At 55.4% G+C, this 23,492-nt stretch carries 18 protein-coding genes and 5 tRNA genes; 5 read left to right on the top strand and 18 right to left on the bottom strand.

The window, feature by feature from the left end:
• Positions 1-147: 147 nt before the first annotated feature.
• From SH467x_RS13065 to SH467x_RS13055, 3 genes are read right to left on the bottom strand one after another with little or no spacing between them, the layout of a single operon-like run.
• Entirely contained in the window at positions 148-1,137 is a 990-nt protein-coding gene (locus SH467x_RS13065; RefSeq protein WP_482367549.1) for a hypothetical protein, read from the bottom strand.
• A 42-nt stretch (positions 1,138-1,179) separates the two neighbouring features.
• Positions 1,180-1,824, bottom strand: coding sequence for a helix-turn-helix domain-containing protein (locus tag SH467x_RS13060; protein WP_482367548.1), 645 nt, complete (start codon positions 1,822-1,824; stop codon positions 1,180-1,182).
• A 10-nt stretch (positions 1,825-1,834) separates the two neighbouring features.
• Positions 1,835-5,161: a sialate O-acetylesterase gene (locus tag SH467x_RS13055; protein ID WP_482367547.1), complete on the bottom strand. Its 3,327-nt coding sequence runs from the start codon at positions 5,159-5,161 to the stop codon at positions 1,835-1,837.
• Positions 5,162-5,384: 223 nt separating this feature from the next.
• On the opposite strand from SH467x_RS13055, the gene SH467x_RS13050 reads away from it, so the two are divergent.
• Both SH467x_RS13050 and SH467x_RS13045 read left to right on the top strand, forming a co-directional pair.
• A complete protein-coding gene (locus SH467x_RS13050; protein ID WP_482367546.1) occupies positions 5,385-6,866 on the top strand; it encodes a sulfatase family protein in 1,482 nt (493 codons plus the stop codon).
• A 27-nt stretch (positions 6,867-6,893) separates the two neighbouring features.
• On the top strand, positions 6,894-8,660 hold the full coding sequence (locus tag SH467x_RS13045; RefSeq protein ID WP_482367545.1) for a DUF885 domain-containing protein: 1,767 nt from the start codon (positions 6,894-6,896) through the stop codon (positions 8,658-8,660).
• A gap of 549 nt (positions 8,661-9,209) precedes the next feature.
• Here SH467x_RS13045 and rplL read toward each other — a convergent pair.
• From rplL to folE, 13 genes are all read right to left on the bottom strand, one after another.
• Entirely contained in the window at positions 9,210-9,614 is a 405-nt protein-coding gene (gene rplL, locus SH467x_RS13040; protein WP_482367544.1) for a 50S ribosomal protein L7/L12, read from the bottom strand.
• 100 nt (positions 9,615-9,714) lie between these two features.
• Positions 9,715-10,248, bottom strand: coding sequence for a 50S ribosomal protein L10 (gene rplJ, locus SH467x_RS13035; protein ID WP_482367543.1), 534 nt, complete (start codon positions 10,246-10,248; stop codon positions 9,715-9,717).
• Between the two features lie 11 nt (positions 10,249-10,259).
• Positions 10,260-10,940, bottom strand: coding sequence for a 50S ribosomal protein L1 (gene rplA, locus SH467x_RS13030; protein ID WP_482367542.1), 681 nt, complete (start codon positions 10,938-10,940; stop codon positions 10,260-10,262).
• A gap of 20 nt (positions 10,941-10,960) precedes the next feature.
• Positions 10,961-11,386 (bottom strand): 50S ribosomal protein L11, encoded by a 426-nt coding sequence (gene rplK / locus SH467x_RS13025; RefSeq protein ID WP_482367541.1) that lies wholly within the window; start codon positions 11,384-11,386, stop codon positions 10,961-10,963.
• 225 nt (positions 11,387-11,611) lie between these two features.
• Complete coding sequence (gene nusG, locus SH467x_RS13020) at positions 11,612-12,148, bottom strand: transcription termination/antitermination protein NusG (protein ID WP_482367540.1); 537 nt, start codon at positions 12,146-12,148, stop codon at positions 11,612-11,614.
• Between the two features lie 340 nt (positions 12,149-12,488).
• On the bottom strand, positions 12,489-12,953 hold the full coding sequence (gene secE, locus SH467x_RS13015) for a preprotein translocase subunit SecE (protein WP_482367539.1): 465 nt from the start codon (positions 12,951-12,953) through the stop codon (positions 12,489-12,491).
• Between the two features lie 123 nt (positions 12,954-13,076).
• Positions 13,077-13,149: transfer RNA gene (locus tag SH467x_RS13010), tRNA-Trp, on the bottom strand.
• Between the two features lie 103 nt (positions 13,150-13,252).
• Positions 13,253-14,449, bottom strand: a complete 1,197-nt coding sequence (gene tuf, locus SH467x_RS13005) for an elongation factor Tu (RefSeq protein ID WP_482367538.1) — start codon at positions 14,447-14,449, stop codon at positions 13,253-13,255.
• 283 nt (positions 14,450-14,732) lie between these two features.
• A tRNA-Thr gene (locus SH467x_RS13000) sits at positions 14,733-14,804 on the bottom strand.
• Positions 14,805-14,852: 48 nt separating this feature from the next.
• Positions 14,853-14,923: transfer RNA gene (locus SH467x_RS12995), tRNA-Gly, on the bottom strand.
• Between the two features lie 188 nt (positions 14,924-15,111).
• Positions 15,112-15,193 (bottom strand) — tRNA-Tyr (locus tag SH467x_RS12990).
• Between the two features lie 131 nt (positions 15,194-15,324).
• Positions 15,325-15,397, bottom strand: a tRNA-Thr gene (locus SH467x_RS12985).
• Positions 15,398-15,506: 109 nt separating this feature from the next.
• Entirely contained in the window at positions 15,507-16,172 is a 666-nt protein-coding gene (folE, locus tag SH467x_RS12980; protein ID WP_482367537.1) for a GTP cyclohydrolase I FolE, read from the bottom strand.
• Between the two features lie 239 nt (positions 16,173-16,411).
• On the opposite strand from folE, the gene SH467x_RS12975 reads away from it, so the two are divergent.
• Entirely contained in the window at positions 16,412-16,738 is a 327-nt protein-coding gene (locus SH467x_RS12975) for a MazG nucleotide pyrophosphohydrolase domain-containing protein (protein ID WP_482367536.1), read from the top strand.
• Between the two features lie 26 nt (positions 16,739-16,764).
• Here SH467x_RS12975 and SH467x_RS12970 read toward each other — a convergent pair whose 3' ends face one another.
• Complete coding sequence (locus SH467x_RS12970; RefSeq protein ID WP_146678147.1) at positions 16,765-16,992, bottom strand: hypothetical protein; 228 nt, start codon at positions 16,990-16,992, stop codon at positions 16,765-16,767.
• 214 nt (positions 16,993-17,206) lie between these two features.
• On the opposite strand from SH467x_RS12970, the gene SH467x_RS12965 reads away from it, so the two are divergent.
• Positions 17,207-20,269 (top strand): hypothetical protein, encoded by a 3,063-nt coding sequence (locus SH467x_RS12965; protein ID WP_482367535.1) that lies wholly within the window; start codon positions 17,207-17,209, stop codon positions 20,267-20,269.
• A gap of 63 nt (positions 20,270-20,332) precedes the next feature.
• Here the strand turns inward: SH467x_RS12965 and SH467x_RS12960 are convergent, their stop codons facing one another.
• Entirely contained in the window at positions 20,333-21,394 is a 1,062-nt protein-coding gene (locus SH467x_RS12960; RefSeq protein ID WP_482367534.1) for a tetratricopeptide repeat protein, read from the bottom strand.
• A gap of 607 nt (positions 21,395-22,001) precedes the next feature.
• On the opposite strand from SH467x_RS12960, the gene SH467x_RS12955 reads away from it, so the two are divergent.
• Positions 22,002-23,429: a Gfo/Idh/MocA family protein gene (locus SH467x_RS12955; RefSeq protein ID WP_482367533.1), complete on the top strand. Its 1,428-nt coding sequence runs from the start codon at positions 22,002-22,004 to the stop codon at positions 23,427-23,429.
• The last annotated feature ends 63 nt before the right edge of the window (positions 23,430-23,492 follow it).

Below are 23,492 nucleotides of genomic sequence, written 5' to 3'. Positions count from 1 at the left end.
TCTGTCGCCGTTCACAACCGTACCGCATGATGGGCTTCGCAAGTTCGAACAGCTCGAATACTCCATTAGATCCGACGAGGGATGACAAAGTTACAAACTTTCTTCCCTTATTCGATACGAATCGGAGGATGATCGCTTCGCAATCGCTCAAGCCATCAATCGGAACATGCCATACCCCAGCCAGATCGCAACAAGCAATCCACTTGCTAAGGCAACCCCTCCCCATCGACGCGTCGCTTTCATTTGCCACCACATCGCAATACCGCTGATTCCCCAAAACACCATGACCGCCGCCATGACATCTACCACGATCGCCCACAGCCAACGCGTTCCGCCGTCCGGATGATAACCGTGTGCGGTATGCAATCGGAGCCAGAACTGACGCCACGAAACCGGACGTGCGACGGCGTTCTCAACAAGCTTCGTCGAAACCGAACCCGCCAATGCATCGTGCTTACACTCCCAACTCCTACCGTCTGCATCCACTTGAAAGATCAATGCGGGTAAAAACGAAACCCGGATGGATGACGCCTGCACGTCCAGCCCTGGATCTCGCTGATTGGCAATTTGTGCGACCTGCGCTTGAAGCATCTCCAGCAACCCCTCGTCCAATCGAAGAGGCTCTTGCTGGGGGGACAACTCCACACTTACCACCGGGCCCTCACTCGCGAGCGCCCTTTTTGCGGGAACTTCAAAGAAGGCCTTCACCGACGATTGAGCAGGACTCCCTTTGGGAGCAATGCGGAGAATCCCACTTTGGTTACCAGAAATGGGCAAGGAATAGCTATAGGTCAGCTCACCTCGGTCAAACGATGCGATCAATCCGCCGCCATCGAACCGCGGAGCTTTGATCGGGTCCAATCGAATGGCCCCAGCTTTATCGGCAAATCGATCATTGAGTCGCTTCACGATCGCTTTGGCACGCTCTTCCGGTATCCAATCCCGAGTCGCCCAGTCATTCGGCAGAAAGCTACGAGAAATAGATTCCACATCCACCGGCGAAAAATGAGCTGGATGATTGAATAAATAGGCCGTGATCCCGTAGAGAAACACCCAAGGAATCAATGCGAGTCCCAGATACAGGTGACTGCGTCTCAGCAGACGCAAAAGCAATTTGATCGTTCGATTGCGAACCATAGAAAAGCATGGACTTATTGGGTTGTTCGGAACCGCAGTCGATCAGATGCGACCAAGCCGTTGCAGCAGTTCCGTAAAACATTGCGATGCGTACCGCGTATCATACTCGTCATCCACGCGTACGACCCGTCCATCCTGAAATTGAAAATGGAGATTGACCCAAAACGCGGGCATCGGATGGGACTCGAAGAAGACTTGATCTTCATACCTCGCCACAATGCGATCGTCCGACTCCAAATATATTGGCTTTAAACTACACGGTGTCCGCGAGAAGATCCCAAAAAACCGGTCGAAGAACAATTGCAACCCTGCTCGCCCTCGCCAAACTCCCGCGAAAGGAACTTGCTCGCTATCCCCGGGACAATGCAACTCCACTGCCTCCGAGAATATCTCTCCACAATGTTGCATCATGGCAACTCCGTACCCATCGTACGCTTCGACAAATTCCATCGCCATCGTCAATTGATTCTGAACAAAATCATGCACATGAACTCGGCGTTCCGCCGTCGACAATGCCTCGGCTAAGTCGTGCAAGGTGCTAATGCGCAGGAATCCCCCTGCCTCTGCTTTTCGAATAGCCCGCTCCGAATAGCCGGACCGGGTCGCAAGTTCTAGTTGCGTCATTCCTGCAAGCTTCCGGAACTCGGCCAGCTTCCGTCCGTTGACAACCCACCCCGAACTGTTCATCGCCAAAGACTCACTCGTTGGTTATTCGAAGAATACGGTCGTTGTAACTATCCGTGATCCAAAGCTCTCCCGTCTTCGGATGAATCGATACACCATGCGGACGAGCAAGCTGACAACTCAGCGGCGCACCGCCCACTCCCCCATCTCCACGACTACCTGTTCCAGCAATCCGTTCCAAACGGTCGATTCGAGGATCGTATCGCAAAACCACATGGTTTTCCGCATCGGCGATCACCACACGATTCTCGTGATCGATACACAAATGCTTGGGCCCTGATAACCGAGCATCAGCACCCGACGTCGCCTCGAGCGTCACTCCCTTTTCACCCGAAGGATTGATCAAAGTTCGAATGCGCCCAAATGGGTCGACGACGCGTAACGCATTTCCATTCCTTTCCAGCACATAAACATTCCCGAAACGATCCGGCGCAGCTGCCCGTGGATCCACAAGCGGCGATTCGGTCGCGAGCGCCCCATCGTTCGGAATCCCTTTCCTTCCATTGCCAGCCACGACCTCCACTCCCCCATCTCGACAATCAATTCGCAAAACCTGCATCAAGTCTGCGACGAACAAGTAGCGACCGGTGAAGTCGATGGTCGCGCAGTAGGGGCCATTTCTCTTCGATTGCTCCAGCGGCACCGTGTACCCGACTAGACTATCCACGATCCCCACTCTGGGGTCAAAGGTTCGAATCCGACCATTCCAAGTATCCGCGATATAAAGCCGCCCCGAGGGAGCCATGCTCAAGTTATGCGGGCCCTGAAACTGAGCCTTCAAACCATCGCCACCATCCCCGGAAAACCCAGGTTCCAACTTGCCCGCTCGATGCCTGAGAACTCCATCCGGATCGATGCTCAATAAGCGATTACCGCCAGCCATCTCAATGACCCACGCTGTCCCGTCGGCTCCCCAATCCAAACCAAAGGGCTCGCGCAGCTTCGCTTCCTTCGCGGGAATGTCCACTTCGTCTCGTTTCCCCCCCGCCACCAGCTCGATCACCTGATTCTTACTCGGAACACTCGGCTGCACCTGTCTCCTCAAAACGCGGATCCGGTGGGTCTCGCTGTCACCGATCCATACGGAACCATCGTAATCGACAAAGATTCCGTGCAGCCTCGCCAGCCGGCACTGCATCGGATCGCCGTCGGGACCATCCCCTTTTTCCCCAGTCCCCGCGACCAACTCCAGTACTCCATCATCCGATCGAATGCGGCGCACCGAATGGCTTTCTGTGTCCGCCAGCCAAACATTGCCATCCGCATCAATGGCAATCCCTTTCGGCCCCTTTAACTTCGCTTGCTTCGCAGGTCCGCCGTTCCCGTCGAAACCGCTCTCACCCGTCCCTGCCATGTGTTGAATCGTACCGGTTTTCCTATGGAACCGGAAAACCTGATTCCCTTCGCGCGTCGCCAACCACATGTCTCCATGACGATCAAAGTCAATGGAACGGGGCCCCTTCAGCGGAGTACCCACGATAGGAGCACCGTCAGGCGTAGGCCCCGCTTTTCCTGTCCCAGCAAAGGTCGTGATCTCACCGGATTCGCGATGGACTCGCCGTATCACATGATTGCCGATATCGCAAATAAAGAGATCGCCATCAGGGCCGAACTGAATGCTGTGCGGTTGCTTCAACTGCGCCTGGGTCGCCAATCCGCCATCCCCCGAATAGCCTGGAGCCCCTGTGCCCGCGATGGTGGAAATGATGCCAGACCGCATCTCGATTTTACGCACGACATGGTTGGCCATGTCGACGATATAAAGATCCCCTTTCGAATCGAATCGGATCTCGTGCGGGAGGTTAAAAGTGGCTTCGGTCGCAGGACCTCCATCTCCCGTGTATCCCTTCTTGCCTGATCCTGCAATGGTTTGTATGGTTCCATCAGGAAGGATCCGCCTGATGCGTTGCCCTGTGTATTCGCAAAACCAAATCGCATGATCCGGCCCTCGAATGACGCCGAACGGATTATCCAATTTGGCCAACAGGGCAGGCCCTCCGTCCCCGCTATGGCCTTGCTCACCAGTTCCTGCGATTGTCTCAATCGTCCAGTTCTCAGTAGTCACCGGATACTTCTGCGAAACACTCACAAGAGGCTTTTTCGATTGGAGCATCCCGAGCATCGCATCCGCAAAACCGACTCCGATCCCACCTAAGATCTTGGCGGAACCTAGGTAGTGGAACTCCAAATTCGAGATCCCTTTGACAACGATCTCTCGATCCCGTTCCGTAAGTTCCTGCAGCACCATCTCGTCCGCAAGTTTCCGCTCCTCCTGGGCGGCGAGCTTCCGCTCTTTGGCCAGCTCCTTCGCTCGCTGGCGAGTTCGATTCTCCTTGGCTTTGGCATCCGAAAGTTCTTTATCCCAAAACGCTTCTGTTCGGAGGGCCACGACATTGTTTTGAAACTCGGGCAACTTCGCAGGTGCGGCCATCGCATCCCGAAAATGATTGTGCGTCGCTTTGTATCTCTGTTCATCCGGTCCATAAAGTTCCGTCGGGCCCCCAACCCCCAAAACGCCGATCACAAACGGCAGCTTCGGTGAGTGGAGATCGGTCCTCACATCTCGAATGAAATGGGCTAAGGTCTCGCTGTAAGCATCGTAGCCACCTGGCTTATCCCGGTTCGGATACGCTCCTGTGTCGACCATGTCGTTCCATCCTTGAAACCACACGAAGCCCGCAAGCTCATATCCTTGCTCAGGTCGATAACCCGGGACGACACGCGGAATATCCGAAAGCACATGCTTCACGTGCTCGATCATCATTCGATAATAAACCCCTGTCCCATTTTCTTTCTCAGCTCGAATGGCAGGGATGTCTTTCCCCTGCTTTTGAAAATTGGCCAACTGCTCTGGAGGAAACGAATAAGCTCCTGCGCTAGGGGGCCGAAAGTCCGTGTGCAAACTCTTCCCCCCCCAAGCGGTTTTGATGATCAAGACGGGACCCTCGAGCTCCTGCTCCATCCTCAATCCGAACGTGTATTCCGGTCCCAATTTCGGACCGTTTTGGTTCGCGCCATAACCGACCGATAGCAATCCTGTCTTCTCGCTCTCGGCGCTTCCCAGCGAGGAAATCCAAACGCGCTCGCAAACCTTGGGGGCTCCATCTGCGGACTCGATCAAGTCGCGCAGTGGCTTCGCATCGGGGGAAATCTTCAAATGCTCCAAGGTCCGAACATGCGCGTGCCCCTGCATGTTGGATTGCCCCGCTAAGATAAAAATCTTCAATGGCTGAGCATGTGCTTCGTGGAATCCTCCCACGCTCCATGCCGCTCCCAACATGGCGATGCACTTCAGCAGACGTACCAAAACGGAGAGAGTGGTGGTAAACGATTTCATCATCGAGAGCAAAAAAGGAGTTAGACGACGGCTTCGACACAGGGTTTTAGACTCTAGAGTTTTAGTATAACCAAGCCAAATGCCGACCGCGGGCACGACAACGAGCCCAAACGGTTCCTCCTGTCAGCAATCCCGGCCTCCCCAACCGAATCGAGTGCTAGAATTCTCATCTGGCCGATTGCGGCGGAAAGGTCAACAACGCATAAACCTAATGAAGGAACGATCGATGCGATCTACCTATCACTTGTTCCATACCCAAGTAAAATTGCGGCGCGGTTTGGTTTGGATTGCCATGAGCTTCGCTCTCTGTTTAGGGGGAGTCACCGCTCCCTTCGCGCGCGCGGCCAAACCCAACTTCGTCGTTTTCCTATCTGATGACCATTCGCAACGGGATTCCGAGCCCTACGGTGCTACCGATGTTCGCACGCCCCATCTGATGCGACTCGCACAACGGGGACTGCTATTTGAACAAGCCTTCATCGCCAGCCCCGCGTGCGCCCCGAGCCGGACCGCAATGCTTACCGGCCGCATGCCCGCCAGGAACGGCGCCGAAGCGAACCACAGTTACAAACGAGACGATGTCCTCTCTCTGCCGAAGGTCCTGAAAGCACTCGGTTACGAGACCGCGGCCTTCGGAAAGGTCGCCCACGGTAAAACGGATGTCGCGCGCCACGGCTTCGATCTCTTCGAAGAAAAGCATGACATCGAAACCGTTCGCTCTTTTTTGAGAGCCCGCGATGCAAACAAACCTCTTTGCCTTTTCGTCGGAACACACGAACCCCACGTTCCCTGGCCCGAAAACCGAGGATACCAACCTCGCTCTCTAAACCTTCCCCCGACGCACATCGACACACCAGAAACCAGGAATTTTCGCAGCCGATACTATTCCGATGTGACCGAAGCGGATCGACGATTAGGAGAAGTCATGGACGCGGTCGACGAGCTACTTCCCAAAGATTCCACCGCCTTCCTATACACCAGCGACCATGGAGCCCAATGGCCATTTGGCAAATGGAATTTGTATGACGAGGGAATCCGCGTGCCGTTGATCGTCTCGTGGCCAAGTGTGGTGCCGGAGAAGGCACGCACCCAAGCCATGGTCCAATGGATCGATCTTCTTCCAACCCTCATCGACTTGGCTGGGGGCGCTCCCCAATCCGAGTGGGACGGCAAATCCTTTGCAACCGTACTGCGGCAACCAGATCGCCCGCATCGCAAAGAAATCTTCACCACCCATAGCGGGGACGGAAAGATGAACGTCTATCCCATTCGAAGTATCCGAACCGACGAGTGGAAACTCATCTGGAACCTGCATCCGGAATTCGCACACACCACGCACATCGACAAAGCACTGGCTCGCGATGGCGGGCGATACTGGATCTCTTGGTTCGAGAAAGCCAAAATGGACGAGCAAGCAGCCGCGACTGTACGCCGCTACCACGAACGCCCGGAATGGGAACTCTACCACCTTCCCTCGGATCCATGGGAAACGATCAACCTCGCCCCCAATCCCACCCACGCAGAAACCCTCGCTGACTTGAAAGGAAAACTGCAGCAATGGATGCAAGAGCAAGGAGACACGAAACAGGTCTTTAACGACCCGCGACTACTCTCCGATCCCACTTCCACCGTTCCAGGCGAGAACGCGCACACCGACACACCCAACTCGCCCGCTGCGAAACCAACCAATCCTCTTAACTCGAAGTAAACTTGAATCGACCCTTGACCAATCACCATGACAAAAAAGAACAACTTGCTGCACCTAACCCTTTTTGCTTCGGTCTTTTTATTTCTTACGACGACCACTTCGTGGGTCTTGGGACAATCTGCGACGGGCCTGCAATCGGTCGATAGTGCCTTTCGGGAATGGCTTGACGAGGAATGCAAACGCCACCCGGTCTTTGCGTCGCAATTAGGGAAGCGGGATTACGACGGGTTGATGGATGATCTCTCTCCGTCCGCTCGGGAAGCGGATCGAGAGCGCGATCAATCGGTACTCGCCGAATTGAAAACGAAGTTTCAAGGGAAACAGCTAACTCGCAACGAGCAGATCGACCTGGAGATATGGCAGAACTATCTCAAATACCGGATCTGGCAATCGACCCAAATGGATGATTTCGCCAACGATCCTCGCGTCTACTTGACCTACTGCTCCGACAGCGTTTTCGGACTCTTTACCCAATCATCCTTGCCCAAGCACCGCAATATTGCCAACGCCGCCTCGCGTATGGGGTTCGTACCCCAAGTCATCGCGGCTGCCAAACAATCGATCCAGAATCCACCAAAGGTGCTCACCGAGATCGCGATCAAACGAACGGAGGGTGCGATCGCCTTTTACGAACGAGAAATCTTTGAATTAGCGGACGAATCTCCGCAAGTGAGCTCGCTCGCGTCGCCGGCTCGGGCGGCCGCCGCTGCGTTGAAGGAATTCAAAATCTATTTGGAGAAGGATGTCCTCTCCCGATCGACTGGCGAATGGAGGATCGGCAAGGAAAAATTTGCCGAGAAACTGGCGATGGAATTGGATGCAGGCCTCACCTCCCAAGACGTCATCGAGACGGCGGAATCGGAGGCGACCCGCGTGGAGCAAGAAATGTACTACGTCGCCAAACAGCTTTGGAGCTCCCTCTTCCCAAACAAAACGCTCCCACCGGAGGATGAAGCAGGCAAAAGAGATACCATTCGGCTTGTCCTGAAGGAGCTAGGTAAGTCCCATGGCACCGAAGGGACATTGGTCGACGATGCAAGAGCGACTGTGCAGCGCATCCAGGACTTTATCGAAGACAAGAAGATACTTACCCTTCCGAATCCCGATCAATGCGACATCATTCTGATGCCTGAATTCCAACGAGGCTTTTCCGTAGCCTACTTGAATCCAGCCCCACCCTTGGATCCAAGCTCGAAGAGTTTGTACGCCATTTCGCCACCTCCCTCGGAATGGCCTGACGAACGAAAAGAAGCATTCTTGCAGGAATACAACTCGGCCATGCTTCAGATCTTGACCATTCACGAAGCTTACCCGGGGCACTATGTGCAATTGGACTATAGCAACCGGTCGCAATCGCTGGTTCGCAAGGTCCTTTACTCGGGAGTCTTTGCCGAAGGTTGGGCCGTGTACACCGAGCAAATGATGTTGGATCAAGGGTACGGGGAGGGAGACTTATCGCTCCGGCTTCATCAGCTCAAGTTTTACATTCGGGCAGTCCTCAATGCGATCCTCGACTATCGGATGCACTGCACGGAGATGACCGACGAGGAGGCACTCGCGCTCCTTGTAGATCGGGGTTTTCAGACGACGGGGGAGGCGGTTGGGAAAGTTCAGCGAGCCAAACAAAGTTCGTGCCAGCTGTCCACCTACTTCGTGGGTCGCACTGCCTTCTACAGATTGCGACAGCAAGTCCAGCGCGCACGCGGCGATGCCTTCGACTTAGGGAAGTACCACGAGGAAGTCCTCTCCCACGGCACCTTGCCCGTGAAATACCTCCCGGAATTGGTGAAGTAGTCGATCGAACGGTGGTACTCGGCGCAGAAACAGTCGAGGACGACTGTTCGACAGGGTCTTCTTTGCTTCAAGTCTGAACTTGACCAGGGGTTCCGGTGTATTGGGTGGCGGAGGAGCTCCTCGTGAGAGCATCGCTTAAGGAGCGGTCGCTCGCTTGGGCAATCGATCCTGAAAGGATCAAAGCTTGTAGCCGGGGGTTGAGCGCAAGCGATACCCCCGGTAACCCAGCACGGCCTCTCTTATCCCGAAGGGATTAAAGAAATGCCATGCCTCGAACAAGATTGGCGTTCCTGCTTGCGATAGAAAGTATCTCGATGAAGAACGCGAAGGGGATGCGGCGGGCGGCTTGCATCCCGTCGGGACGCTCAATCCTTGGGGAATCCACCGGGGGTATCGCATACGCTCAACCCCCGGCTAATGGCTCGAGTCCTTTCAGGACAAAAAGAGGAAAGCGTTCGACGATGGGGGGTTAAAAGAAAAAAGCCTGTAGAGACTCTACAGGCTTTCTTGCATTTTTGGGGTAAGCAGGCTCCAGTTTGGAGCCAGACCTTACTTGAGTTCGACGGTGGCGCCAGCTTCGGTAAGTTCTGCCTTGACCTTCTCGGCATCTTCCTTCGAAACTTGCTCTTTGATCTTGGCAGGAACGCCTTCGACCAACTTCTTGGCGTCCATGAGCGAGAGGCCGGTGAGGTTCTTAACAACCTTCACGACGTCCAGCTTCTTGTCGCCGAACGAAGTCATAACGACGTCGAATTCGGTTTGTTCAACAGCGGCGGCAGGTGCTCCGCCTTCTGCAGGTGCAGCCATGACAACGGCGCCGCCAGCAGCAGCTTCGATGCCGTGAACTTCCTTCAAATAGTCACTCAATTCCTTGGCTTGCTTGAGCGTCAGGCCGACGATCTTCTCGCCCAGGGTCTTGATCTCTTCCGCGAAAGCGGTTGCCGACTCGGACATAATTCACTAATCCTCAAATTGGAAAGAACTAACTAACGAAACTCACCGGCGAGAAATTGGAACCGGCTGTTCACCCACGTACGATGGTTCGAGCAAGCGATTATTCGCTGGCTCCCTCCTGGTTCTCGATCATCTTCTTGACCTGACCAGCGATCATTCGAGCCGGACCGACCAATTGACCGGAGAGCGTCGCTCCCGGTGACAAGATCTGTCCAACCAGAATAGAAATCTGTTCTTGTCGGCTCGGCCATTTGCTAACCTTCTTCACTTGGTCAGCGGTGAGGGCCTCACCATCCATTACCCCGCCTTTGATCTCCAACTTAGGGAACTGTCCGGAGTTGATGAGCTTGGTAATGCTGCGGGTCAACGCAACAAAATCCTCGCATCCCCAAATCACCGCGACGCTTCCAGCCAGATCATCGAAAGCAGGACGGAGCGTGGTACCTTCGGTAGCACGAGCAGCAAGCGTTCGCTTGACCACCATGATACCGATACCTTGCTCTCGCAATGTCTTGCGAATATTAAAGTTCTCTTCGCCGGTCATCCCGACGATGTTGACGACCATCGCATCGTTGACTCCTTTGAGCCGCGCTGCGATATCGCGTGAGACAAGCTTTTTAACAACTTTACTCATGACAACCTTTCCTAGGCAGATACGCGGATGCTGGGAGACATCGTCGCACAGATCGCGATCGACTTGATGTACGTTCCTTTGCAGGCGTTCGGCTTGAGCGACTGCACGAACGAGATGAATGCCGAAAGGTTCTCTGCCAACTTCGCAGCATCGAAACTCATCTTGCCGACGACGGCGTGCACATTGGCACCCTTATCGTTTCGGAACTCAACCTTACCCGCCTTGTATTCTTTGACGACCCGAGCCACATCGGTGGTGACCGTTCCGGCTCGAGGCGAAGGCATCAATCCGCGAGGACCGAGTACCTTTCCGAGAGGACCGACCATACCCATCATGTCCGGTGTCGCGATGCAGACATCAAAGTCGAGCCAACCATCTTTGATTCGCTTCGACAACTCTTCTGCACCCACCGCATCGGCACCAGCTTCCTCCGCGACCTTGGCCAAGTCACCCTTGGCGAAGACCACCACGCGTTGGATTTTTCCAATGCCGTGAGGGAGAACCACCGAACCCCGAACGATCTGATCGGCTTGAGCTGGGTCAATGCCCAAATTCATGTGGATTTCGACCGTTTGATCGAACTTCCGACCGCCGAACTGCTTGAGCAGTTCTACCGCTTGCTGCAAAGGTACCGGCTGTTTACCCGGTGTCTTGGCAAGCATTGCCTTCATTGCTTTGGTTGCTTTCACCATTCTCTTGCTTGCTCCTCTGCTTACCCTACGATCTCAATACCCATGCTTCGGGCCGTCCCCTCGATCATGCGTCGAGCATGCTCCAGGTCCCGCGCGTTCAAGTCTGCCATTTTCTTTTTGCAGATATCGTCGACTTGTTCGCGAGATACTTTTCCAACCTTCACTTTGTGAGGCTCACCGGAACCGCTGGCGATTCCCGCTGCCATCTTTAACAACGCGGAGGCTGGAGGACTTTTGGTAATAAACTCAAAGCTGCGGTCGGAATAAACCGTCACCACAACAGGAATGGGAGTCCCATTGAACTCTCGCGTTCGATCGTTGAACTGGGAGACGAACTGCCCCAAGTTAATACCGAACTTACCGAGAGAGGTACCCACAGGTGGAGCCGGGGTCGCTTTGCCCCCAGGCACCTGAAATGCCGCTTTTCCGACGACTTGCTTGGCCATGTGTCCGTGAACCTTGTGTCGTTTGTCTAAACTGAAACGTGATGATCCATGTGAAAATTGCTGCCGATTCGCTTTCGACTACCCACTCAGCAAACCGATCCCTCCCTGCACTGGAAAAACCATTTGCGAGGGACTGCTGCAGGAGATGCCGCACCACCGACAGCGACTGCATCTAAAAGGAATCTCCTTAGCCTGGTATCGCTCCAAGCACCGGGAGTATCATTTCTAGAGCGACTCGATTTGCCAGTGATCCAAAACGACTGGGGTACTGCGACCAAAAATATTAATGATCACCGTAACACGGCCGTTTGCTTCATCGATACGATCGACATCACCCTCGAGACTCTGGAAGTTCCCTTCCTTCACTCGAACGCGATCGCCAGGCTTGAACGGGATGGCCGTCTTGGGAGCTTGCTCTTCGTCAGCATCTGGATACGCAAGCTTCAAGATCCGCTCGACATCCGCATCGCTCATGGGCGTCGGTTTGCCTGCAGACCCTGTGAAGTCTCCAACACCGGTGGTCTCGCGGACCAGGAACCATGTGTCGTCGTTGATGATCATGCGGATCACCAAGTATCCAGGGTAAAGCTTTCTCTTTACCACGCGGCGCTTACCGGCTCGCGTAAACTCCACAACATCCTCGGTGGGGACAAGAATCTCCCCGAACGAAGTTTGCATATTGGACAAGCGAATTCGCTTCTCCAATGCCTCGCGAATCGTGTCTTCGCGATTGAACTGAACCTTCAATATGTACCAACGCATCTCGGATGCGTCGGGAGATTCAGTAGTGGTTGATGCGGAACTGTTCACTCGAAAACCTTGCGCCAGTACTGACGAATGATCAACTACCCTCCAAGCACAAGCAACGCCTGTACCGTCCGGTACCAACCAATCTCCTGGCTATGTGACCGATCCATTGCTGAACCAGCCATGTGCCAAAAAAACGGCGTAACCACTGCCGGGTCACACCACTCCGCTCGACCACCCCAAACGAGCGGCCAAGCAAAATCTTTCTTCGATAGCGATCGTTATCGCCATCTTCTTATTGTCTCATTAACCTACCTGGGCATTTGAACGACCGCGGCTGAAAACCAGCAACCGATCAGCTGACTCGCAAATAGTCAAAAATTGCCTGCCAAAGCAAATCGTACCCAAAGAGCAGTACGGCTAGGAAAGCCATGGTGAATATAACGACCATCGAAGCCTTGTAAAGCTCAGATTTGGTCGGCCATGATACCTTGCTCATCTCCGACTCAACGCTGATCAAGAAATCCGCGAACTTGGGCCAATTCACCAACCGGTAACCCAACCAAGTCCCTCCGAGAGCAAACAACAACGGGACCCCGTAAATGACCCAATTGCCGTAGGAAGCATCTCGCAAGCCCTCGAAAAAACCAGCTCGAAGAGCCTCAAAGAGCTGCCACGCCCCAAGCCAGAACGTGAGCCAAATCGCCAAGCAAGTCAACTGCCGGACAATCCGTCCCTGACGCCCTTTGTACACGGACCCCGCAAACAACTCGGCAAACAACGACCGAGTGGATGAGGAGTCTTCTGCTACTGTTGCCATAAATTATGCGGTTCGTTAATCGACCCTTCGGGACAAACCGTACCCCTCAGCCGACGATCAGGAACACCTCTCCCACGTCGCCAGACTGAATGGCTCCTGCCGCGATCACTGCTAGACCACGAACAGGGGCGGCAGGAATCGAACCCGCAACCCCCGGTTTTGGAAACCGGTGCTCTGCCAATTGAGCTACACCCCTAACCGAAAGCTGCCGCAGAAGAAAATCTTCGCGGCAGCCATCAATTCTCAATCGCCTCGGGACTCTAGGCAATCCCAAATCCCGAACCATGCGATCCTAACAATTACTCAATGATCTTGGTAACAACACCCGATCCAACCGTCTTGCCACCTTCGCGAATAGCGAAGCGAACACCGTCATCGATCGCAACCGTCTTTTGCAATTCGACTTCGATTCGAACGTTGTCGCCAGGCATGCACATTTCGGCGCCGATCAAATTCGCGGTTCCGGTCACGTCCGTGGTGCGGAAGAAGAACTGTGGTCGGTATCCCGAGAAGAACGGGGTGTGACGTCCACCTTCGTCTTTGCTCAAGCAATAAACTTCGGCCTCGAACTTCTTGTGCGGGGTAACCGAGTTTACCTTCGCCAGAACTTGACCTCGCTCGATGTCTTCGCGCTTTACACCGCGGAGAAGGCAACCAACGTTGTCGCCAGCCTTCCCTTCCTTCATTTCCTTACGGAACTGCTCCACGCCGGTAACCGTGGTCTTCTTCTTTTCTTCCATCAAGCCGACGATTTCGACTTCTTCACCCACCTTGATCACGCCGCGCTCGATACGACCGGTCGCTACCGTTCCCCGACCTTCGATCGAGAAAACGTCTTCGATCGCCATCAAGAATGGCTTGTCTTCTTCACGGGTCGGTTGCGGAATGAACGAATCGATCGCTGCGATCAAGTCGCTGATGCACTTGCTAGCGACTGGATCCGCTGGGCTGTCGTACGCAGCCTTTGCATTGCCGCGAACGATTGGGGTCTCTTCCCCTGGGAAACCGTTCTTGCTGAGAAGCTCTCGAATTTCCAATTCAACAAGCTCCAACAACTCTTCGTCGTCCACCAAATCGCACTTGTTCAAGAACACGACGATCGCTGGAACGTCGACCTGACGTGCGAGGAGAACGTGCTCCTTCGTTTGAGGCATCGGACCATCCGCTGCACTCACGACCAAGATCGCGCCGTCCATCTGTGCGGCACCGGTGATCATGTTCTTGATAAAGTCCGCGTGACCAGGGCAGTCGATGTGAGCATAGTGTCGGTTTTCCGACTCGTACTCAACGTGCGACGCAGCGATCGTAACCGTCTTGGTCGCGTCCCGAACCGTACCACCCTTGGCGATATCCGCGTACGACTTGGCTTGGGCCAAACCCTTCGCAGCTTGAACCGCGAGCAACGCACCGGTGGTGGTTGTCTTGCCGTGGTCGATGTGACCGATCGTTCCTACGTTGCAGTGGGGCTTGGTACGTTCAAATTGCTCTTTGGCCATTATTAACTCACAACACCTATACAGATAAAAAACTCGAACACTGCGTCGTGTGATCTTTGACGTGTGATCTTTGCCGAATGACTCCAAACCTGCAATTGCAAGCCCAGAAGCTCAATCTGTGACGCAAACACAACGCAACCATTTAGTTGACTTCCACTCCATCGAAAGATCTGCTGGCGACCACTCCCTGTCGCGACCGTCATCCAACTGTCGCAACCACCACCAAACCCCTTGAAGCCCCCCGGGAATCCCCGAGCCCCTCAAGCCGGGCCAGTGTCGACAGAGCTGCTGATGGGACTTGAACCCATGACCTCTTCCTTACCAAGGAAGTGCTCTACCACTGAGCTACAGCAGCATTTCCGAATCCATTCCAACCAATCATGCCAGCACATCAATCTTGGAAAGCGGGTGAAGGGAATCGAACCCTCGTATTCAGCTTGGAAGGCTGCTGCTCTACCATTGAGCTACACCCGCAATACCGCAGGAAGTCATCCTGCCGCGATCAAGCTGCTATTCGTACAGCCTCGCGACACAGACGCCAACCCTAATTTCTCGCGTTTCTAGCGATCCTCCCGCAAAAGCCAAAGACTCTCACGCTCCAGACCGATCCACGCACCCCAAATCCGTCCAGCTTGGAAAAATCCAAACCTCCGGATCTGCAATGGGAGGTGTAGGATTCGAACCTACGTAGGCATAGCCAACGGATTTACAGTCCGTCCCCTTTAACCGCTCGGGCAACCTCCCCACCCACGCAAAACCCGCTGTCTCCAGACAGGCCTGCACTATTTTCGCTTTTCCAGCATCACTCGCTTTCCAGCGTTCGCCCTCCAAACCATCGCTTTGGGAGCAACCACCAGAACTCGTACCCCAGCAAGAGCCGGCGAAGGGACTCGAACCCCCGACCAGCTGATTACAAATCAGCTGCTCTACCAACTGAGCTACGCCGGCAACTACGTCCTGGGAACTATCCCCAAACCGCCTACCGGCTAGTTCAGAGTCGCACTAGTGTACAAAGGAGATATTCGGCTGCAAGACGAATTTGATTCTGAAAAGACCGCTACCCGTGCCGCTGGTTCATGATCAACCCGAGAATCTCTGCCCGCGAAGATAGATTCTCCCGGAAGACTCCCCGCATCGCACTGGTCACGCACATGCCACCCGACTTCTTGATGCCCCGCATCGTCATGCAGGAATGGCTTGCTTCGATCATGACGACCACCCCGCGAGCCCCCAATTCCTGCTCCATCATGTCGGCGATGGTCTCGGTCATCCGCTCTTGAACCTGCGGCTTGCGGGCGACCTCGTCCACCACCCGAGCCATCTTGCTCAACCCTACAACCTTCCCATTCGGCAAATACCCTACATGGGCTCGCCCGTGAAACGGTAGCAAGTGATGTTCGCACATGCTGTGAAAATCAATGTCTTTCAACAACACAATTTCATCGTAACCCTCGGTAAATACACGGCTCAAGTGAATCCGCGGATCTTTGTGCAGCCCTGCGAACACCTCGGCATACATGCGGGCTACCCGAGCCGGGGTCTCGAGCAACCCCTCGCGGTCCGGATCCTCTCCTACGGCTATCAATATCTCGCGAACCGCTCGTTCGATTCGTTTGTGATCCACGGGTGACTTCGTTTCGTTGTGGGACTTGCTCGACCGGAGAGGAATCGCAACGCTCTCCTCGCCCTGCTCCAATACCGGATGGGTTGGCTTGCTTATCATAGTTGAAGTTCGCTACCTGTTCACTTGCTAATGGGTCTGTTCACTCGCTCAAGGGAAACCGATGCCTCGCAGCAGCGATTCGACACGCCCCTCTCTCGGAATCATCTCGCGAGGGCCGGTCAACTATAGGGACTTGGGCAAGGGGAATACGGATCAGAGCCTGTTGGGTATCATGTCCATTCCCTTCAAGACTTGAACCACACCGCCGCCTCCCTCGACCTAACCGCGAGATCCCATCGATGACCAACAATCAAGATTCCGACGTCTCGCTCCGAGACTTCCAAACCCTGATCCGGACCATGTATTTCGACAAGGATGCCGAACGTGGCGTCTCAGGGACTTTCATGTGGCTAATGGAAGAAATCGGGGAACTTGCCTCCGCCCTTCGCGCCAACAACGATCGAGAGAACCTCGAAGAAGAATTTGCCGACGTCGTGGCGTGGCTCACCACCATCGCCAACGTCGCAGGGGTCGATCTCGCTCAAGCCCTGACAAAGAAATATGGGTCGGGATGCCCAGGCTGCCAAAAGCTAGCCTGCGATTGCCCAATGAGCGAGAAGCCTTGATTCGTACCAGAGAAAAACGGCCCGCCCTAACGACGCGCCTTGGCCTCTTCCCGAGCCGCCTTGAGCGCCGCAGTCTCATTAGCCAGCTTGTTCTCCGGCCCCGCTGGGAAGTACTGAACGTCGTCGTCCAAGTAGTACGGGCTCGGCAATGTCTGACCCGCCACGTGCACCTGACAACCCGTGCTGACCGATCCAAGCCCCACGCATGCGGCGACCGCCATCCAAACCTTGAGGTCGTTTAACTTCCTTGCCATTTTGATTCTGATCTCCGCACAGGGACGAATGATTCCGCGACCGAACCGCTCGCGCGATTCGGGTTGTAGAAATGGTATCGGTCATTCCCGCATTCCTCTTGAGGTAAAGTCTGCCGGTTATACGAAGCATTTCACCCCCCTATTCCACTCCGAATGGGTCATAATAGATGCTAGCTATCACCAAAGCCTTCCTTCTCCCAGCCCGATCGCTCCCATGCTTACCCGACCCTCTCTCCTCGTCACGCTCCTTCTTCTGGCAACCGTTGCCAACTCCTCCGGTTGGGCCCAAGTCCCCAACAACGGCTCACGGGCTAACAACGGTTCACGGGCCAACCGAGCGATGAAGAACCTGATCCAACCCGCACATTACACCGGCCTCGACTTGCTGGCCGATGGCCAAACCATCGCGGCCTACCAGGCCTTCGAAGAGGCCTACGCGCAATCCCGCCAAGTCGGAAACGATCGTGGCATCGATAGCGTCCCTCCCCTGGTCATGATGGGGGAATGCCTCTACGTCCAAGGAGACATCGGGGGGGCGCTGCAATATTTCGATGCGGCCCTCAACGTCTCCGTCCAATGCTCCCCATGGCTCTCGCTGCTAGGCCCCTCCGCCCCTGTCGAACGAGCCGAATCGCGAAACAAAGATCCACTCTGGTCCCCCTCCAACAGCCGAAACGCCGCCATGGGCCCCGCTCCCCACGCATGGCAAATTCGCTTGGGAAACGCGAATCGATTGCCGGAGCGAATCCCAGCGTCCACCAACAACAACTCGACCCCTAACAGCCCTCCTCCCGGTGAACCGGTCTGGCTCGATGCTTTAGAAGTCCTCCGTTGCCAAGCCATCGCGCTGCGACGGCGAGCCAACCTCTTGGGCCCCCTCGGGAAGTACAACCCGCTTACCCCAACTCTCCCCAGCGCGTTCGCCATTCCACCCACGGCACAACCATCGGAATGGATTCGAGTGGGTGCATCGATTTGTTCGGCTATCTCCATGCTGGAGCCTTCCACTACCAATGAAGTTGCCACGCAACTGAAGCAGCGATTGAGCCTCGCATCGGGCAAGGACCACCCGCTCACCGCCATCGCGCTTCTTGTCTTGGCCGATCTCGCCGTCGAGTCCAACAGCTTTTCTGCGGCTAGCGAATTCGCCTTGGAGTCCAGCCTCAGTGGCGCGCGGGCCGGCCAACCCGAACATGTCGAGGAAGCGATCGAACTCTGGTCCCAATGCGCATTTCAGAACCAACTCGACTACCAAGCGGCCGGAAAAACGTTGGTCGCAGTGTCGAAATGGGGGGCCGCGCAAAGCCGGCTTGTCCTGCTTCGGGCGCAACTCGAAGGGGTGAGACAAGCCGCCCTGCGAGGGGACTGGGATGCCGTGCGCAAACAATCTCCTGCAGTCACCGCTGCGATCCTGCCGAAACAAATCGTTTTGCCTCGCATGGACGCCGCCATCGCCTACGCGCAGGCCAAACTGGCGTTTGCCGAGAACAACTTGGCCACGGGAATTCAAAAGCTCGAGGAGGCCTTGGCCATCCTCCGAGGGAATTCCCCGCTGAGCTCGGCCTCCACGCGTCTCTACCAACTGCAATTGACGCAGTATCTGATCGCTGAAAATGCCATCCCCTCCGAGGTCGGTCTTGCCATTCTGAGCGGGTTGCTAGACGCCGACCGGATCGGCGCTTGGAAAACCAAAGTCCTCGAGGAATTGGTCTTCCAAATGGCGGATAAATTGGATGCTCGCCGCCTCGCTGTTCGACTGGCCCTCGACTCGAGCGATCTGGAACTGCAACTGGACGCATGGGAACGCTGGAAAGCAGCGCGCTTTTTAAACGGAAGCGTTTTACAAGGCAGATTGGCCGAGCTGCGACGAGCAATTCATGCCCCGTATGAATCCGTCAGCGCCGAGGAAAGTAAAAAGTGGGAGTCGATTCGCGTCGCCCTCCCTGTGTTAGCAAAAAACGCAAAGACACTGGAGGAATGGAGCCGCCCCTTTGCGGCAACGCCCAAACCAGACCTTCGAAAATGGAGCGAGGAAGAAACAAAACGCTGGGAGAGCTTGACCAAACTGAGCAGCGTCCAAGAGTCACTCCTCTGGTCGGCGTCCCTATCCCCGGTCGCCCTTCCCGAAACGCTGACTCCGCGCTGGAATCGCAACACCCTTTTTTCTACTCTCTCCGATCGAGATGGCGTCTTAGCCTACTACTCGCTGCAAGGAGAATTGCACGGGTACTACATCACCAAGAAGGAGATTCGAAGCTGGAAGATCAACGAATCTCAAAATATCGGCCCCGACATTCGCAATCTCGTGGCGGTATGTACCAAAGGAACATCCGTCTTACCTGCCGACTTTTTGAAACAAACCGATGCACTGAGGCAGCGATGGATTCCCGATGAGGTCTGGGGAGCGATGAAGGGTGCGGATCGCTGGATCATCGCACCGGATGGCTTGGTCTGGGGATTTCCCTTCGAGCTGTTTCCACTCTCGACCGCCGGCGAATACGAGCCAGCCCTTTCCCGCTACCGCGTCTGCTACACCCCGACATTGGCAACCCTCGAACGTTTGATTCGGCCTCGACCGTTGGCTAGGCGAGAACGGATTTCGCTGCAATCGGCTGACTTTTGGGATCCGAGCGGCGGGAATGCGAAAGGACTGCTGGAGCGCTCGGCAACGCTTTGCGGTCCATCCCGAACCCTGGATATTCCCAACAACGGAGCAGTGTCTCCATCGGCAGTTCCATCGGCTTACCTCAAGATCGCGAGTGGACACTACACATCGCTGACCTCCCAGCGTTGGGACGATCCCAATCGATTCCCTGTCGTTCCTGGGTCCGATGCCGTCGCCAATCAAATCGCCGGCTGGAATCCATTACCATGGGGTGCACCGGAGTCGATCTGGCTTCTTGGGCATGCCAAATCGGACAACGAAATACCAAGTTCGATCGAACCTGGGGACGAGTGGCTTCGTTGGACGCTCGGGCTGCTATCCCAGGGAACGCGGCATATTTGGATCTCCCGATGGCCGGTGGGAGGAGAGTCGACGTTATCGCTGCTGACGCAATTGCAAGACAATTTGGAGGGTGCCCCGTTCACCGAGGCTTGGCAGCGTTCGGTGGCGACGGTATGGCTCGAAGAATTCAATCCGACGAAAGAACCGATCGCCCAGTCGCAAGGGAATGAGCCGTCTCATTCGCCCCGTCCCATTCCGGGAACCCATCCCGGGATTTGGGGTGGCTACCTTTCGATCGGAGATCCACTTTCTCCGGAAGGCGCGCCTTAACCAACCCGCTCGAACCTCCAGCAAGTTCGTTCTTCCACCCTATCCGGTCGCAAATGGACAGGTCTAACGAAACATGTTCGCATCGGACGGCTGGGCGCTCGGAGGAGGCGGAGGGAGCGCGACGGATGGAGTCGCCGCCATTTGGGGAGCGGCCGATGGAGGAGCGACGGTTCCTGTCGGTGTTTGCATCAAGGTTTGGACATTGCTAGAGATGGCGGAAGCTTGCTGCATGACGCCTTGCGCCTGCCCCATCCATTGATTCCCCTGTTGGGCCAAGTTCTGAAGGGACTGACCGCCACCCATGCTGGCCAGCAAATCGCGTGCAGGCTTCAGATTCGGGTCGATCTGAAGAGCGGCTCCCAAGTACTGCTGGGTAGCAGGGACGTTTTTGCGAGTGAAATGCAGATAGGCCATTTGATAGTTCGCCATTGCAGGTTGGTGCACCTGAGCGAGCTCGACCATCGCACCATCCGCGTTCCCCATATCGAGGAGGACCCCTGCGAGCGCCGAGCGATGGTTCGCATTCTTGGGATCCAGATTCACCGCCTTCTGAAACTGTTCCTTGGCCGCGTTCAAATTCCCGGATTTGACATAGATCGCCCCAAGTTCAGAGAAGGTCGCCGCGTTGTTCGGAGCGACTTCGATGGCTTTGTTGAAGAAGCTGATCGATTTATCTTTCTCGTTTTGTCGGTCGTATAGGCGAGCCATGCTCAAGAGTGCCGAGATGTTTTTGGGCTCGGCTTCCAACGCTTTGCTGTAGCTGTCCAATGCCTTGGCGTAATCCCCTTTCGATTCGTGCAATTGGCCGGTCATCACGTAGACTTCCGGACCGATCGAACCGGTTTTGGCCAAAGGTGCCGTCGCGCTGTCCGGGAGTGTAGCTTCCGTCGTCGGCGCGCTAAAAGGTGCGGTGATCGCCGTCTTGGCCTTGCCATACGCGGAGGTGACAGCTGTCCCCATCGAAGAGAATTGCCCCTTCACTGCTTTGGTCGTCGAGGCGAGTGTCCCACCTACTCCTGGGGAAGTGGTGACGTCGGAGCCTACCTTTTGGGTCGGCCAAATCGACGACTTCACACCGGGAGATGTTTTGCATCCGTTCGCAATCGAAACTGAGAGTGCTCCCAAGGCGAGAAGGTGCCAAGGGTTCGTTCTGCGGTTTTGCATGGTCATGAAAGTTCAGCTGCGAAATGGAAACGGAAAGGTCACCGTATCCAACACAATCGGCAGGACTCACCGCATCCCTTGAAGGATAATTCACCTATCCGGAAAACTCTCGCAGCCCAGGAAGCGTCGCATCGCGTAGCAACGGTGTTTTAGACCCGTTCGGAAAAAATCGTCGAAAGGGAAAAACTGCAATTGACGCCCGGGCAAGGGTTGTCGTATTTCCTCTTTCTGTCAGGAAAAACCAATCAAGCTCTGTCGTCGGTCGAGGATTTGCGGGAATACTCGACTGGCCTTCCTCCTGGGTTGGAGCAGCATAGAGCCATCGCTAACAATTACTGGGTCGATTGTTTTTGATGGTGCTTCACGATAGAGCTTTCGACTGCGTGCGGGGGCAAGCATCCGCTTGCCCCCGCACCAGGGAACACCAAGCCGGCTGAGGTTGCTCAGCCGGCTTGTTTTTTGCGCGCTCGCAGAGAAGCCGCGCGGTGGCCGAAGCGCCGAGTATAATACACCGCTTCCATGCACGGCCCCGGTCTTCCCTCCCTCTCCAGCCTCCCCAAGGACCACTATGCCACGCGACACGCAACCCATCATCTCGACTCGACCTGGCGTCAAACCATCTTCCACTCCCCTCACTTCGGGGATCGATGCAAAACAAAAAGATGCACTGAACAACAATCGGAATGACACGTCGGGCGGAACAGGCACGCATCGACGGCAACTGCTGAAGGGGTGCGTTCAAGCTTCTCTCGTGTTTGCGGTGCCGACGATCATCCCCGCCTCGGTTCTAGGTCGCGATGGTGGTGTCTCTGCAAACGATCGAATCGAACTGGGTGTGATCGGGATCGGCCCCCGATGTCGCTATGTTCTAGCACCCATCTTGAAGTTCGCGGATGTGCGCTGCACCGTCATCGCCGATGTCCAAGCCTCTCGGAGAACAGAGGGGAAGACATTGGTGGACCAAGCCTACGGGAATTCCGATTGCAAAACCGTGCGCGATTTTCGGGAAGTTCTCGGGCAAAAGAATATCGATGCCGTACTCATCGCGACCGGAGATCGCTGGCACGCTACCGCCAGTTTGCTCGCGGCCGAAGCAGGTAAAGACATTTACTGCGAGAAGCCTTGTGGACTCACGATCGATTACTGCCAACGCATCGATCAAACCATCCAAAACACCAAAAGGGTATTCCAAGCCGGGACCCAGCGACGGAGCGTCCCCAACTTTCAACAAGTCATTGCGATGGCTCACCGTGGAGAACTGGGCAAGATCCAGAAAATGGTTGCCTCGGTTTATATCCCCACGATCGATACCGCTTGGCTCCCCGGTCAACCGACGCCTGACCGCGAGGTATGCGATTGGAATATGTGGCTAGGCCCAGCTCCTTGGCGGCCCTACAACGAGCAATACGTCGCGGGCAAATGGCGAGGACAGTGGGATTTCGATTCCGGCGCCAGGTTGCTGGATTGGGGAGCCCATACCGTCGATCTCTGCCAATGGGCCAATCAAGCCGACGGAACCATGCCCATCGAGTATCGGCCACACGAAAAAGGAATCACTTGCCGCTATGACAACGGGGTGATTTTGGAAATCGACTTCCTCGAAACACCCTTTGGCAAACGCCCCGGTTGGGTTCAGTCCAATGGAACTTGCCCGATTCGTATTGAAGGAGAAGCCGGCTGGGTCGAGACAGGGGATAGCGGCGAGATCCATGTTCACCGGGACGGCAAAACTGTCGACATCAGCCAGGGCGCGACGAGAAAGAATGGACTGGATGTCGACCTGCATGCCAGGAACTTTTTCGACTGCATGAGAAGCCGAATGGCACCAGCCGCCAATTCGACCGTAATGAAGCGGTCGCACATCGCCTGCCACGCCGCTGCCATCGCTTGGCTACTCAAGCGGCCGCTTCGCATCGATCCAATCACCGAGCGATTCGTCGACGATACAGAAGCCAATCGATTGATCGCCCGTCCGCAACGAACCGATTGGGTTTGATCGCGGCGACTCCGACGTGCCCCTTTGACCCAAACGACTGCCCCAAACTACCCAGGTTGCCCG

It is taken from the genome of Brakhagea slesvicensis, from assembly GCF_052161625.1.
Classification (GTDB): Bacteria; Planctomycetota; Planctomycetia; order Pirellulales; family Pirellulaceae; genus JBKCUI01.
The sequence above is the reverse complement of the archived record's forward strand: the minus strand, read 5'-3'. Positions and strand labels throughout refer to the sequence as shown.

Coding starts and splice junctions, on each gene's coding strand:
- SH467x_RS13065 (WP_482367549.1), bottom strand. CDS start 1,137: ATGGTTCGCAATCGAACGATCAAATTGCTTTTGCGTCTGCTGAGACGC.
- SH467x_RS13060 (WP_482367548.1), bottom strand. CDS start 1,824: ATGAACAGTTCGGGGTGGGTTGTCAACGGACGGAAGCTGGCCGAGTTC.
- SH467x_RS13055 (WP_482367547.1), bottom strand. CDS start 5,161: ATGATGAAATCGTTTACCACCACTCTCTCCGTTTTGGTACGTCTGCTG.
- SH467x_RS13050 (WP_482367546.1), top strand. CDS start 5,385: ATGCGATCTACCTATCACTTGTTCCATACCCAAGTAAAATTGCGGCGC.
- SH467x_RS13045 (WP_482367545.1), top strand. CDS start 6,894: ATGACAAAAAAGAACAACTTGCTGCACCTAACCCTTTTTGCTTCGGTC.
- rplL (WP_482367544.1), bottom strand. CDS start 9,614: ATGTCCGAGTCGGCAACCGCTTTCGCGGAAGAGATCAAGACCCTGGGC.
- rplJ (WP_482367543.1), bottom strand. CDS start 10,248: ATGAGTAAAGTTGTTAAAAAGCTTGTCTCACGCGATATCGCAGCGCGG.
- rplA (WP_482367542.1), bottom strand. CDS start 10,940: ATGGTGAAAGCAACCAAAGCAATGAAGGCAATGCTTGCCAAGACACCG.
- rplK (WP_482367541.1), bottom strand. CDS start 11,386: ATGGCCAAGCAAGTCGTCGGAAAAGCGGCATTTCAGGTGCCTGGGGGC.
- nusG (WP_482367540.1), bottom strand. CDS start 12,148: ATGCGTTGGTACATATTGAAGGTTCAGTTCAATCGCGAAGACACGATT.
- secE (WP_482367539.1), bottom strand. CDS start 12,953: ATGGCAACAGTAGCAGAAGACTCCTCATCCACTCGGTCGTTGTTTGCC.
- tuf (WP_482367538.1), bottom strand. CDS start 14,449: ATGGCCAAAGAGCAATTTGAACGTACCAAGCCCCACTGCAACGTAGGA.
- folE (WP_482367537.1), bottom strand. CDS start 16,172: ATGATAAGCAAGCCAACCCATCCGGTATTGGAGCAGGGCGAGGAGAGC.
- SH467x_RS12975 (WP_482367536.1), top strand. CDS start 16,412: ATGACCAACAATCAAGATTCCGACGTCTCGCTCCGAGACTTCCAAACC.
- SH467x_RS12970 (WP_146678147.1), bottom strand. CDS start 16,992: ATGGCAAGGAAGTTAAACGACCTCAAGGTTTGGATGGCGGTCGCCGCA.
- SH467x_RS12965 (WP_482367535.1), top strand. CDS start 17,207: ATGCTTACCCGACCCTCTCTCCTCGTCACGCTCCTTCTTCTGGCAACC.
- SH467x_RS12955 (WP_482367533.1), top strand. CDS start 22,002: ATGCCACGCGACACGCAACCCATCATCTCGACTCGACCTGGCGTCAAA.